Source organism: Streptosporangium sp. NPDC002721, assembly GCF_042888905.1.
Classification (GTDB): domain Bacteria; phylum Actinomycetota; class Actinomycetes; order Streptosporangiales; family Streptosporangiaceae; genus Streptosporangium.
In genome coordinates this window covers 264,614-277,911 of record NZ_JBIAQI010000001.1, presented here as the reverse complement: position 1 = coordinate 277,911, position 13,298 = coordinate 264,614, and the positions used below count along the sequence as shown (strand labels likewise).

Sequence of the window (13,298 nt, the reverse complement as noted above, 5' to 3'; positions counted from 1 at the left end):
CGGACTCCCACCGGAGGCGCGCACGCCGCGACCGCGACCGGTGAGAGGCGCGGCCGGGCGCCGTCTCATAATTCGATTGGGCGGATTCGGCGGGTTCGTTAGGGTGTCCGGATGCCTTCCCAGCGTCCCCTGCTGCCACGGTCGGCACCTGCCGCCTCGGGGGTGTCGTCCCGTTCGATCGCCGCGCTGCTGGACCGGCTCGAGGCGCGATCCGTCGAGTGTCACTCCATCATGGTCGTACGCCACGGTCACGTCGTCGCCGAGGGCTGGTGGGCCCCGTACTCGGCCGGCCGCCCGCACCTTCTCTACTCGCTGACCAAGTCGTTCACCTCGGTCGCCGTGGGGCTCGCGATCGCCGACGGGCTGCTCTCGCTGGACGACCGGGTGGTGGACGTGCTGCCCGACCACGTCCCGGACGGCCTCTCGAAGCGGGGACGCCGTCTCACCGTCCACCACCTGCTGTCCATGACGGCCGGACACGGTACGGACAGCCTCGCCGAGGCCTGGCGGCTGGAACCGGGCGACCTGGTGAAGGGCTTCCTGCGCGTACCGTTCCCCGAGGCTGAGGGGACCCGGCACACCTACGACAACTCCACCACCTTCGTCCTGGCCCGGATGGTGGAACGGGTCACGGGCCGCGGCCTGCCGGAACTGCTCGACGAGCGCCTCTTCGCGCCGATGGGCGTCGACCACGCCGAGTGGGACCGGGTGGCGAGCGGCGCCGCCTTCGGGTTCCACGGCCTGCACCTCACGACCGAGGCCGTCGCCGCCTTCGGCGAGCTGCTGCTGCGCGGCGGCCTGTGGGGCGACCGGCGGCTCGTCCCGCGCGAGTGGGTGGAGCTCGCGACCCGGCGGCACGTCGAGACCCTGCAGCTGGAGGACGGATCGGGGGGCGCCGACTTCCTTTGCGGGTACGGCTACCAGTTCTGGACGTCGCGTCACGGCTACCACGGCAACGGCGCCTTCGGCCAGCACTGCGTGGTCGTACCGTCGCACGATCTCGTGGTCGCCGTGACCGGCGCCACCACGCGGGAACAGGAGACCTTCGACGCGATGTGGGAGTGCCTGCTGCCCGGCATGGACCACGTGGACGGCACCCGGGACGACGAGATCCTCGCTGACCGGCTGCGGCGGCTGTCGTTCGCGCCGGTATCGGGTTCGGCCGCCCCGGGGCGTTCCGTCAGGGCGAGCCTCGACGCCTCCGCCGGGGACTCGGCCCTGCCCGACGGGACCACGGTGATCGTCGATCCCGTGGACGGTGGATGGGTCCTGCGACTCGGGGCGTCCCTCGACGTCGAGGCCGGTCACGGCGAATGGCGGGAGAGCTCGCCGCTCGGCCGCCCCGTCGTCGCGGCCGGCGCCTGGCGGGACGGCACGTTCGTCGCCGACCTGTACGTCGTCACCACCCCGCACCGGGTCCGGCTGGCGGTCGACGCCGACGCCGGGACGGCGACGGCGACGTGGAACATCGTGCCCCTGACCGGCCCCGACCTGGCGTTACACCTGCGGGCGCCGCTGATGACACGGCCCGACGTCGCGTAGGCGACCGGGCGGACAAGGACTCAGTACACATCGCGTACGTAGCGCCTGCCTGCGGCCAGGTGCTTGACGTAGACGGCGGCCGCGTCGTCGTCGAGGCCGCCGTGGACGGTGGCGATCTCGCGCAGGGTCCGGTCGACGTCCTTGGCCATCCGGCTGGCGTCGCCGCAGACGTACAGGTGGGCGCCCTCCTGGAGCCAGGACCAGAGCCGTCCGCCGTGCTCGCGCATCCGGTCCTGGACGTAGACCTTGGCGCGCTGGTCACGGGAGAAGGCGAGGTCCAGCCGGGTCAGCAGCCCGTCGCGGTACGACGCGTCGAGCTCGTCGCGGTAGTAGAAGTCGGTGGAGCGCCGCTGCTCGCCGAAGAAGAGCCAGTTGCGGCCGGAGTGGCCCAGCGCCCGGCGCTCGTCCAGGAAACCGAGAAAGGGCGCGACGCCCGTACCCGGACCGATCATTATCATCGGGGCGGACGGGTCGGCCGGGGGGCGGAAGTGCCTGGTGCGCTGGACGAAGACGGGCACGGGGGCGCGCTCCGGGCTGTCCGCGAGGAAGGACGAGCACACGCCCTTGCGCGCCGTGCCGCGCGGGTTGTCGAACCGGACGACCGAGACCGTCAGGCGCACCCGGTCGGGGTCGGCCAGCGGGCTGGAGGAGATGGAGTACAGGCGCGGCCTGAGCCGTTTGAGGACGTCCGCCCACTCCTGGGCCGTGGCCCGGACGGGCAGCTCGCCGACCACGTCGACGGCCTGGCGGCCCCAGGTCCACTTGGCCAGCTCTCCCCCGTTGCCCGAACGCAGGAACCGGGTGAGGTCGCGGTCGCGGGTACGTTCGGCGACGAACCTGAGCAGACCGGGGGTGATCTTCGTGATCTCCAGGTGCTCTCGCAGCGCCTCGCCGAACGGGAAGGCGCCGAGGCCGGGGACCTCGACGTCCTCGGCGGGGTCGAGACCGGTCACGGCCAGCCACTCGGCGACCAGCCCGGCGCTGTTGACCGGCATCACCCCGAGCGCGTCACCGGCCCGGTAGTCCAGCTCGCCCCCGGTGTCGAAGGTGAACTGCCGCACCTCCTTGGCCGACCCGGGCAGGCTGAGCAGCCGGTTACCGGTCAGCGGGGCATGGAACGGCGCGGCCCTGCCGGACTCCGCCTCCGGTTCGGGATCCGGGGACGTCGCCCCGGGGCTCGGCGGCGGCGCGGAGCCCCGGGACAGCGCCGGCTCGGGCCCTGAGCGCGGCGGGCCCGCCGGGAAAGCCGGAGGAGGCGGGGAGGGCGGGGAGGGCTGGGAGGGCGGGGAGGGCGGGGAGGGCGGGGAGGGCTGGGAGGGCTGGGAGGGCTGGGAGGGCTGGGAGGGCGGAGAGGACTGGGAGGGCGAGTCCGCCCCGGAAGACGGAGGCGGCTCGGCGAGGGTGGTGAGCAGGTGCTCAAGCCACCCCAGGGCCCGCGAGTGGTCGTCGGGCTCGCAGTCTACGCGGGGTGCCAGCCGCAGAGCGCCCAGCTCCTCCAGGCGCTGGTCGAGCCGCCGCCCGTGGCCGCAGAAGTCGTCGTAGCTGGAGTCTCCGAAGGCGAGGACGGCGTAGCGCACGCCGTCGAGCCGGGGCGCGCCGGACCCGATGAGGGCCTCCCAGAACCCGACGCCGTTGTCGGGGGCCTCGCCGTCGCCGAAGGTGCTGGAGATGACGAGCAGGTCCGCGCCGCGGGGAATGCTGTCCGGGGCGCAGTCGGCCATGCTGACCAGCCGGGTGGCCCGTCCCGCGCCGGTCAGCCGGTCGACGCTGGTCACGGCGAACTCCTCGGCGTTCCCGGTCTGGGAGGCCCACAGGACGACGATGTCACGCGCCGATGTCGGCGGCGTCGTCGGCGCCGGATCGCCGGTCGTCCGCCGGGCCGGCGGCGCGAGGGTCCGCGAGAACATCCCGGCCAGCACCCCGTTGATCCACAGGGCGTGAGCGGGATCGACGGGCGCGTGCTCGGGCAGGACCGGCACGAGCGTACCGTCCAGGGCGGATACAGAGCCGCCGGGAACGGACGCCGAGCCGTCGAGGGCGGACCCGTTGAGGGCGGACAGGAAACCGGCCATGTAGCGGCGCTCGTGGTCGGCGAGCACCGGCGGCGTCAGGTCGGCCACCCCGAGCAGACCGGCCAGCGCGGCGACCCGGGCGGCCTCCGGCATTGTCCCCGCGTACTCCGGAACCGTGTCACCCGGAACCGCGAGGGCCCCCGCCGTAGACGCCGAGGGCGCCGGGGACGCCGGGGACGCCTCGGACACGACCCTGCTCAGGGAGACCGCGCACACCTTGAACTCGGGCTGGAAGGAGATCGGGTCGACGGCGTCGCTGGTGACCGCGTTGACGCTCAGGTACTCGCCGAACAGGTCGTTCCAGTGGAACGGCGCGAAGCAGTTGCCCGGCATGACCCGGTCGGTCAGGCGGGCGGGCAGCACGGCCCTGCCGCGCCGGGAGGCGATCTCCACCAGGTCGCCCTCGCCGATCCCGTGCCCGGCCGCGTCCCCGGGGTGGATCTCGACGAAGGGCCCCGGATTGAGCTTGTTGAGCTTGGCGACCCTTCCCGTCTTGGTCAGGGTGTGCCACTGGTGCTGCAGCCGTCCGGTGTTGAGGACGAAGGGGTAGGCGTCGTCGGGCAGCTCGGCGGCGGGCAGGTGCGGGCGGGGGAAGAAGGCGGCCCGGCCGCTCGCGGTGGCGAAGGCGAGGCGCGGGCGGCTGCCGTCGGGCCGGGTGAGCGGCGCCTGGCTGGTGCCGTCGTTGAGGTAGCGGACGGGGTTGCGGTCACCGCCGCCCGGCGCGCTCGGCCACTGGACGGGGGTCTCGCGCAGCCGCTCGTAGGTGACGCCCCGCAGGTCGTAGCCCGTCTTGGGGTTCCACGCCCGCTTGATCTCCTCGAACACCTCCTCCGCGCTGTCGTACGAGAAGGCGTCCTCGAAGCCCATCTCGCGGGCGACGCGAGCGATGATCTCCCAGTCGGGCAGGGCCTGTCCCGGTGGTTCCACGGCCTGCCTGAGCAGGGTGAGGTTCCGCTCGGAGTTGACCATCACGCCCTCGGTCTCGGCCCACATGGCGCCGGGCAGGACCACGTCGGCGTAGGCGTTGGTCTCGGTGGCGGCGAAGACGTCCTGGGTGACGACGAACTCGGCGGCCTCCAGGCCCGCGATGACGGTCCTGCGGTTGGCGACGCTGGCGACCGGGTTGGTGCAGATGATCCAGCACGCCTTGATCTCGCCCTCGGCCATGCGCGAGAACATCTCGACGGTCCCCTGACCCACCTCGGTGCGCAGGGTGCCGGGCGGCAGGTTCCACAGCTCCTCGGTGAAGCGGCGGTCCTCCTCCACCAGCACCGAACGCTGTCCGGGCAGGCCGGGCCCCATGTAGCCCATCTCGCGCCCGCCCATGGCGTTGGGCTGGCCGGTCAGGGAGAACGGGCCGCTGCCGGGGCGGCAGATCGCGCCGGTGGCCAGGTGCAGGTTGCACAGCGCGTTGGTGTTCCAGGTGCCGTGCGTGCTCTGGTTGAGCCCCATCGTCCAGCAGCTCATCCACTCCCCCGCCGTGCCGATCCACTCGGCCGCCCGGCGCAGGTCCTCCTCGGGGACGCCGGTGAGCGCGGCGACCGTCTCCGGCGGGTAGTCCCGCAGGAAGTCCGGCATCGCCTCCCAGCCGTCGGTGTGCCGCTCGACGAACTCGTGGTCGACGTGGCCGCCCTCGACCAGCAGGTGCAGCAGCCCGTTGAGCAGGGCGAGGTCGGTGCCCGGCCTGACCTGGAGAAACAGGTCGGCCTTGTCGGCGGTCGCGGTGCGGCGGGGATCGACCACGATGAGCCTGGCCCCGGCCTTGACCCGGTCCATCATCCGCAGGAACAGGATCGGGTGGCAGTCGGCCATGTTCGAGCCGATCACGAGGAACAGGTCTGCGTGGTCGAAGTCCTCGTAGGAGCCGGGCGGGCCGTCCGACCCGAGCGACAGCTTGTAGCCGCTGCCCGCGCTGGCCATGCACAGCCGGGAGTTGGACTCGATCTGGTTGGTGCCGACGAAGCCCTTGGCGAGCTTGTTGACCAGGTACTGCGCCTCCAGCGTCATCTGGCCGGAGACGTAGAACGACAGCGCGTCCGGCCCGTGCTCGTCCAGGATCCCCCGCAGCCGCCGGGCGGTCTCGCCGATCGCCGCGTCCACGCCCGCCGGTACGGGTTCGGCGCCCCGGTCCGGCCTGACCAGCCCGCTCTCGAGGCGGCCGGGGGCGGCGAGCATGTCCGCGGTGGTGACCCCCTTGGTGCACAGCCGACCGGCGTTGGCCGGGTGGCTCCTGTCCCCGGACGCCTTGACGACCCGGCGCCGCCCGTCCACCTCCAGCACGATCCCGCAGCCGACACCGCAGTACGAGCAGACTGTCTTCACTTTCTCTGCCGCCGTCATAGGTCCCTTTTCTCCCTGAGCAGGGGCCCGTGACACCCTCCGCCGAACGACCGAACAGCGGGGACGCCGAAGCCGCATCGGGCGGATCCAACGACGGAAACATAAGAAACAGGCGTTACGCGGACGTCACAGATGCCCGCGCCCAGCTGTTACATCCACCTAACCGCCGATCTCCCCCGGCCACGCACGAGCCTCTTCAAGGCCCCGGCGCCCTGCTTGGTCAGGCCGTACGTGGCTGGCCCGGCTGCCGGGGAGCGGCCGGCGAGCGAGCCGGTTCCGCCGACGGCCGACGTTTCGTTCCGCTTCGGCCGGTGGGGGCGCGGGTGGAGATCTTCTCACCTGTGGAACGCCCTCCGCCCAGGGCATCACGGCTCCAGGTGGATGAGGTTGAGCCGAGCCAGCCGGTCGGGGTCGGACAGGATGTCGATCGTGGCGATCCTGCCGTCGGCGACGGTGAAGTTCATGACGGAGAACACCTGGTCGTCGATGGTGTTGACCAGGCCGGCGAGGCCGTTGACGAGCGCGGGGTGGGTGGCGGTGCCGGTGGCCATGCGCTGGAAGGTGGCGAGCTGTCCGGCCACGGCCGCCACGCCACGGATGACCTTCATGCCACCGGTGAGCGTCCCGCCGTCGGCGCGCAGCACCACGTCGGGGTCGAGGATGGCCAGCAGCGCGTCGAAGTCGCCGCCACGTGCGGCGGCCAGGAACGCGTCCACCACCCGGCGCTGATCGGCCAGGTCGGGGTCGGGGTTCGGGGCCGCGCCGCGGACGCGCAGGCGGGCGCGGCTGGCGAGCTTCTTCGCCGCCACCGGGGTGCGGTCCACGATGGGCGCGATCTGCTCGAACGGCAGACCGAACATGTCATGGAGCACGAACGCCAGCCGTTCGGCCGGGGTCAGGGACTCCAGCACGACCAGCAGCGCCAGCCCCACCGAGTCGGCCAGCAGCACCTCCTGCTCCGGGTCGACGGCGTCCGCGCGGTTGATCACCGGATCGGGCAGGCGGTCCTGCAGCGACTCCTCGCGCCGGGCCTTACGGGTGCGGAGCATGTCCAGGCAGACCCGGCCGACCACGGTGGTCAGCCAGCCGCCCAGGTTGCCGATGTCACCGGAGTCCGAGCGCGCGAGCCGCAGCCACGCCTCCTGGACCGCGTCCTCGGCCTCGCTCAGCGAGCCGAGCATGCGGTAGGCGACCGCCTTCAGGTGCGGGCGGTGTGCCTGGAACCGGTCAGCCAGAAGGTCATGGGGTGTCACAGTCGCATTCCTCTCATCTCAGCCACGTCAGACAGCTGACGTATCAAACCGGCGGAAGGTGACCGCGAACACACCCGGTCACCTTCCCTCCGGACCGTCCGTCATACCGGCGACCGACACTCACTCACAAAGGGTTACCGGCGATGAGCACGACGGATGTCCACGGAACGGTCGCGGACGGCTTCGAGCGGGTACGCGAGGCGTTCGCCGCCGAGGTGGCCGAGCAGGACGGCCAGGGCGGCTCCCAGCTCGCCGTCCACGTGCACGGCCGGCAGGTGGTCGACCTGTGGGCCGGGGACGAGGTGAGCGGCGACACGCTGACCGGAGTTTACTCCTCCACCAAGGGCGCCTCGACGCTGGTGACGGCACTGCTGACGCAGGAGGGGATTCTCGACCTGGACGAGCCGGTGGCCCGGCACTGGCCGGAGTTCGCCGCCGCCGGCAAGGGCGCGATCACGCTGCGGGACGTGCTGACGCACCGCTCCGGCGTCATCGGCGTCGACGGGGGGCTGTCGGCGGCCGAGCTGGCCGACGACGCGGTGATCGCGCGTCGCCTGGCCGGGCAGCGGCCGTACTGGAAGCCGGGTGCGGCCTACGGCTATGGCGGGTTCGTCTCGTTCGCGCCGGTGAACGAGGTGATCCGGCGGGTGACCGGGCGGTCGCTCCAGCAGGTCTACGACGAGCGCATCCGGATCCCGTACGAGCTGGAGCTGTTCCTGGGGCTGCCCGAGGCCGAGGAGGAGCGGTTCCGGCCGATCCGGCGGTGGACCGCGACGCCGGAGCAGGAGGCCGGGTTCTGGTCGGACGTGCCGGGCCCGCACAGCATTCTCGGCATCGGCTACGGGCTCAACAGCACGCCGCCGCTGGACCAGGTGGCCTTCGCCAACACCCGCGCCGTCCGCGCCAACGGCCAGGCGTCGGCCGGCGGGGTGGGCAGCGCGCGCGGCCTGGCGGGGCTGTACGCGGCGGCCGTCTGGGGCCTCGGCGGACGCCCTCCGCTGCTCAGGCCGGACACCGTCGCCGAGTTCGCCCAACTGCACTCCACCGGCGCCGACCTGGTCCGCGGCGAGCAGGGCAACTACGCGCTCGGGTTCCAGGCCAAGGGCCTGCGGTACAGGTTCCTCAGCGCGAACGCGTTCGGCCACGACGGCTCGGCGGGCTCGGAGGCCTTCGCCGACCCCCGTACCGGTGTCGCCTTCGGCTACACGCGGCGCCGTTTCGGGTTCGGCTGGTCCTACCCCGAACACGACCGGCTCGCCGCCGCGGTTCACCGCGCCGTCACCGCCTCCTGAGGAGCCGACATGACCTCGATCGACGCCGCGGCGATGAGCTGGTTCAGCCTGCTGTTCCCTGACCAGAACGCCCTGCCGGCGCTGCCCGCGCAGCTCGCCGGCGGCATCGGCCTGGGCATCGGCCTGGGCATCGGCCTGGGCATCGGCCTCGTCGCCGCCACCATCGGCGGCGTCCAGGGCGTGGCGCCACGCGACTCGGGCATCGCCTCCGGCCTGGTCAACACCAGCCAGCGGATCGGCGGCGCCCTCGGCCTGGCCGTCCTGGCCGAGGGCGCGGTCAGCGCCACCGCGAGCCGGCCGCAGGGGGCGCCCTCGCACGACGCGCTCACCGGTGGCCACACCGCCGGCATGCTCGGCGCGGGCGGTTCGTACCCGGCCGCGATCCTGACCGTCGTCCTCCTCCTGCGCCCCCGGCCCACGAGCCGGGACGCCGAGCCCGCGCCGCGAGTCCTCGGCGGCACGCCCGGATGAGAGCGAATCGCCTCACCGGTCACCTTCGCCCCTCGCGATCCGTCAGAGCAGTGATCCACCGTAGAAACCCAGAAGGGAAACCCGCACCATGACCACCACCGAGTCACGCCTGCCCAACCCCGCCGTGCTCGTCCCCGAGCTCAAGGACATCGGCGGCGCCCTGTACAAGGCGACCGGGAACGGCACGATCCCGCAGACCACCATCGGCCTGGTCCAGCTGCGCGCCGGTCAGATCGCCGGCAGCACGTACCTGACCGTCCTGCACACCGGCAACCTCCGCAGGGCCGGCGCCACCGAGGAAAGCATCACCGCCGTGGCCTCCTGGCGGGACGCGCCCTACTTCACCGACGCCGAGCGCATCGCCCTGGAACTGGTCGAATCCGTGCTCACCGCGAACCCGTCCGGCGAGCGCGTCCCCGACGAGCTGTACGCCCGGGCCGGCGAGCAGTACGACGACAAGGCGCTCGCCACGCTCGTCATGGCCATCGGCCAGGTCTGCTTCTTCCTCCCCCTGGCCCTCGTCGGCAAGCCGCTGCCGGGTGTGTCACCGGCGGAGCAGTGGAGGCCGTGACGCCCGGACGCCCAGGGTGAGGACACGGCACCCCCTACCTCACCCTGGGCGGGGTCAGGTCAGGGCCGGGCCCAGCCGAGACCCGCTCGGGCTCGGCCGCCCCCACGTCGGGCCCAGGCTCGTCCGGCACACCGGCATGCCGAGGAGAAACGCATCATGCCCGCGCGGTGCCGGACGCAGGTGGTCACCGAGAGCTACTTCGGGCTCTCGACTCCCGTCCGGGGACCGAAGGCTCTGAGGGTCGCGTCGACAAGCGAGTCGGCGTATGCGGCGGTCAGCGGACCGCTGCGGTGCAGCCACCGCTGGAAGAGGGGGGCGTAGAGCATTTCGAGGGCCAGGTCGAGGTCGGCGTCGGGGTCGAGCTGGCCGGCCTCCTGGGCGCTGCGCAGGCGCGCCTTCTTCGCCTCTTCCAGCGGCTGGGCCAGCTTCTCGCGGTACTCGGCCGCAAGGGCGGCATCGTTGGCGATCTCGGCGTTGAGGGCGCGGATCATCCTGTCGAAGGACGGGTCGGCGAACTCCTCGGCCGTGGCCCGCATGACGAGCTTGAGGTCGGTGTTGACCTCCCCCGTGTCGGGCAGCGCGAGCGACTGCCCGTCCGCGTCCTCACTCAGAGCCAGAAGGGCCGCGAAGACGACCGCGCTCTTCGAGGGCCACCGCCGGTAGATCGTCTGCTTGCCGACGCCGGCACGGGCGGCGATGGCCTCGACCGTGACCTTCTCGTACGCCTCCTCCGCGACCAGGGCGCGGGTGGCCGCGAGGATCGCCTGCCGGGACCGTTCCTTGCGCCGGGAGTGGTCCGGCCCCTTCTCGGTGGACATGCGCCCAGTCTAGCCGCACACCGAAACGAGACGATCCGTATTGCTATGGGCCAGGACGATGCCCTAGAGTCGAAAAGAATCGAGACGGACCGTTTCCTTTACTGAGAGTGAGGCCCCGTGGAGCATGCGAGAGTTTGGCTCATCACCGGCGCGTCCCGCGGCCTGGGCAGGGCCTTCGCCGAGGCCGCCCTGGCGGGCGGCGACCGGGTGGTGGCCGCCGCCCGTGACGTCGGCCCCCTGGAGGAACTGGCCGAGAAGCACCCCGGCCACCTGGTCCCGCTTCCGTTGGACGTCGCCGACCGCCAGGGCGTGTTCGACGGGGTGAGGCGGGCGGCAGCCGCGTTCGGCAGGCTGGACGTCGTCGTCAACAACGCCGGCGGGATGCTCTACGGCATGGTGGAGGAGGCCACGGAGGAGCAGATCCGGGCCCATATGGATGTGAACTTCTTCGGCGCCGTGTGGGTGGCCCAGGCGGTCCTTCCCCACCTGCGCGCCCAAGGCGGGGGACGACTCCTCCAGGTCACCTCGATGGGCAGCGGCGGCGGCATGGCCACCGTCGGCTTCTACGGGGCGGGCAAGGCCGCGCTGGACTCGGTCAGCGAGGCCCTGGCGATGGAGGTCGAAGGGTTCGGCGTCAAGGTCACCATCGTGCAGATGGGCGGCTACAACACCGGCCTGTTCACCACCGGCACCACGACCACCGAACCCCTGGCGCGGTATCAGTCCCTGCGCACCGAGATGGAGGCGATGTGGGGCGACGACCTCGCCCCGGAGCCGGACACCGCCGCCCCGGTCATCATGCGGCTGGTGGCACTGCCGAACCCGCCCCGGCGGCTGATAGTCGGCAGCCAGTCCTTCGATCACGTCCTGGAGATGGGCCGGGCCCAAGCGGATCTCTATCGATCCTGGGAGCACCTCAGCCGCACCGCCCCGGGCTGACCGCCCCGATCCCGGCGTCGCGACCTCGGCCCGCTGCCGGGCGCTCCCGGCCACCAGGTCCACGTTCCAGCGCGCCCGGCAGCGGTCCGGCGTGCGGTCAGCGCTCGGCGACCTCGGCCGGGGTGTCGTCTCCGCCGAGTCCCCGGCGCCCGCCCCTGTTGACGCGGGCGCCGGGGAACCGGCGGCTCAGCCGACCAGGTCCGCCACCAGTTCCAGTTGTTCCATCCGGAGCCGGAGCGTCGGGGTGACCAGGCCGACGACCAGGGTGGTGGCGCCCGCCTCGCGGTAGGCGGCGACGCGTTCGCGGAGTTTGCCGGGGGGCCCGCACATCGTCATCGCGTCGACCAGGCCGTCGGGGAGCAGCGACATCGCCTCGCCCTGGCGCCCGGCCAGGAACGCCTCCTGGATCGCCTCCGCCTCCTTCTCGAAGCCCAGGGAGCGGGCCAGGCGGTTGTAGAAGTTGGTACGGCGCGAGCCCATGCCGCCCAGATAGAGGGCGAGCATGGGACGCATCATGTCGAAGGCCAGTTCCTCGTCCTCGTCGACGAGGGTGAGGATCATCGGCGCGACGTCGAAGCCGTCCAGCGACCGGCCCGCCCGTGCCGCGCCCGCGCGCAGCTGGGCCGTGCGCTCGGCCAGGTGCTCGGGCGGGAAGTGGATCGCGAGCCAGCCGTCGGCCAGTTCCCCGGCGAGCGCGGTCGTCTCCGGGCCCATCGCGCCGAGATAGACGGGAAGGTGCTTCTGGACCGGGGAGACGCCCAGGGACAGCTCCTTGCCCTGCCCGCCGGGGAGCGGCAGCGTCATGGTCGCACCCGAGTAGCTCACCGGGCGCCCGGCCAGGGCGAGCCGCAGCACCGACAGGTAGTCGCGGGCGCGGGCCACCGGCCGGTCGAAGCGCTCCCCGTGCCAGCCCTCCACGACCTGCGGCCCCGACACGCCCACGCCCAGCCGGGCCCGGCCGCCGGAGACCTGGTCGATGGTGGCGGCCGTCATCGCCGCCACCACGGGCTTGCGGCCCGACATCTGCAGCACCCCGGTGCCCAGCGCGATCCGCTCGGTCTGTCCGGCGATCCACGCCATCAGGCTCGCCGGGTCGGTGCCGTACGTCTCGGCGGCCCACACCGACTCGTAGCCCAGCCGCTCGGCCTCGCGGACCAGGGCGAGGTGGTCGGCGGGCCCGAGCCCGGCGCCGCCCCAGTAGCTCATGCTGTAACCGAGACGCATCCGATCTCCTCTGCGATGACGGCGGCGAGCAGGTCGGGGGTCTCCTCGGCCAGCCAGTGTGAGGCGTCGAGCTCGCGCATCGACGGCCGTGAAACGCTCTGCCTGCGCCAGCCGAGCAGCCCGCCGCGCGACATGGAGCCGTCGCGGCTGCCGTACAAAACGGTGACGGGCACGGGCAGCGGCGGCCCCTGCCGGTGCCGGTACCGGGCGAGCATCCCGAAGTCGGCGCGGAGCGCGGGTTCGAGGATCGGCCGCAGCACCTCGCGCTCGGCCACCTCCGCCGGGACCCCGCCCAGCTCGATCAGCTGGTCCCAGAACAGCCACGACGGCAGGGACGGCAGCCTGCGCAGCAGGAGCGTGACGTCCGGCGCGGCGAAGGACCCCACCAGGAGCCGTTCCGGCAACCGCCCCCCGGCTCCGGGTGACGCCGGGGCGAGTTCGGTCAGGCGGCGGCAGACCAGGTAGGCGAGCAGCGCGCCGCTGCAGTAGCCGAACAGCGCGTACGGCTCGCGGGCGTTCGCCAGCAGGTCGCGGGCCAGGTCGTCGACGAGCGCGTCGAGGTCCTCGACCGGCGGCTCGGCCAGCCTGGCCTGGCGGCCGGGGAGGTTCACCGCCCACACGCCGACCTCGTCGGGGAACCGCTCGGCCAGGTCGGTGAGCGAGGCGGGGCCGCTGCCCGCGTTGGGGAAGGTGTACAGGCGGATCCGGCCCCCGGGCCGCTCCCCCACCGGTACGAACCACGGCGCGGTCATCTGGGTCCTTCCAGCGTGGGGACG

Annotated in this window: 10 protein-coding genes; 5 read left to right on the top strand and 5 right to left on the bottom strand. The window is 72.6% G+C overall.

The window, feature by feature from the left end; genetic code table 11:
- Window positions 1-111: 111 nt before the first annotated feature.
- The gene (locus ACFYWM_RS01170; protein WP_389907092.1) at window positions 112-1,542 is read left to right on the top strand and encodes a serine hydrolase domain-containing protein; all 1,431 of its coding nucleotides are present in this window, start codon (window positions 112-114) and stop codon (window positions 1,540-1,542) included.
- Between the two features lie 20 nt (window positions 1,543-1,562).
- On the opposite strand, the gene ACFYWM_RS01165 is transcribed toward ACFYWM_RS01170, so the two are convergent.
- A complete protein-coding gene (locus tag ACFYWM_RS01165; RefSeq protein WP_389907090.1) occupies window positions 1,563-5,954 on the bottom strand; it encodes a molybdopterin-dependent oxidoreductase in 4,392 nt (1,463 codons plus the stop codon).
- A gap of 365 nt (window positions 5,955-6,319) precedes the next feature.
- Window positions 6,320-7,207, bottom strand: coding sequence for an RNA polymerase sigma factor SigJ (gene sigJ / locus ACFYWM_RS01160; protein WP_389907088.1), 888 nt, complete (start codon window positions 7,205-7,207; stop codon window positions 6,320-6,322).
- Between the two features lie 143 nt (window positions 7,208-7,350).
- Here sigJ and ACFYWM_RS01155 point away from each other — a divergent pair, with 143 nt between their 5' ends.
- The 3 genes from ACFYWM_RS01155 to ACFYWM_RS01145 all read left to right on the top strand — a co-directional run bounded on the left by ACFYWM_RS01155 (window position 7,351) and on the right by ACFYWM_RS01145 (window position 9,541).
- The gene (locus ACFYWM_RS01155) at window positions 7,351-8,499 is read left to right on the top strand and encodes a serine hydrolase domain-containing protein (RefSeq protein WP_389907086.1); all 1,149 of its coding nucleotides are present in this window, start codon (window positions 7,351-7,353) and stop codon (window positions 8,497-8,499) included.
- Window positions 8,500-8,508: 9 nt separating this feature from the next.
- Entirely contained in the window at window positions 8,509-8,970 is a 462-nt protein-coding gene (locus tag ACFYWM_RS01150; RefSeq protein WP_389907084.1) for a hypothetical protein, read from the top strand.
- 88 nt (window positions 8,971-9,058) lie between these two features.
- A complete protein-coding gene (locus ACFYWM_RS01145) occupies window positions 9,059-9,541 on the top strand; it encodes a carboxymuconolactone decarboxylase family protein (protein WP_389907082.1) in 483 nt (160 codons plus the stop codon).
- A gap of 194 nt (window positions 9,542-9,735) precedes the next feature.
- Here ACFYWM_RS01145 and ACFYWM_RS01140 read toward each other — a convergent pair whose 3' ends face one another.
- Window positions 9,736-10,359 (bottom strand): TetR/AcrR family transcriptional regulator, encoded by a 624-nt coding sequence (locus ACFYWM_RS01140; protein ID WP_389907080.1) that lies wholly within the window; start codon window positions 10,357-10,359, stop codon window positions 9,736-9,738.
- Between the two features lie 117 nt (window positions 10,360-10,476).
- On the opposite strand from ACFYWM_RS01140, the gene ACFYWM_RS01135 reads away from it, so the two are divergent.
- Window positions 10,477-11,298 carry an SDR family NAD(P)-dependent oxidoreductase gene (locus tag ACFYWM_RS01135; protein WP_389907078.1) on the top strand — a complete coding sequence of 274 codons (822 nt, stop codon included), beginning with the start codon at window positions 10,477-10,479 and terminating at the stop codon, window positions 11,296-11,298.
- Between the two features lie 186 nt (window positions 11,299-11,484).
- Here the strand turns inward: ACFYWM_RS01135 and ACFYWM_RS01130 are convergent, their stop codons facing one another.
- Both ACFYWM_RS01130 and ACFYWM_RS01125 read right to left on the bottom strand, forming a co-directional pair.
- Window positions 11,485-12,522: an LLM class F420-dependent oxidoreductase gene (locus ACFYWM_RS01130; protein ID WP_389907076.1), complete on the bottom strand. Its 1,038-nt coding sequence runs from the start codon at window positions 12,520-12,522 to the stop codon at window positions 11,485-11,487.
- The gene (locus ACFYWM_RS01125; protein WP_389907074.1) at window positions 12,501-13,274 is read right to left on the bottom strand and encodes a thioesterase II family protein; all 774 of its coding nucleotides are present in this window, start codon (window positions 13,272-13,274) and stop codon (window positions 12,501-12,503) included. Before ACFYWM_RS01125 ends, ACFYWM_RS01130 begins: the two co-directional genes overlap by 22 nt.
- Between the last annotated feature and the right edge of the window lie 24 nt (window positions 13,275-13,298).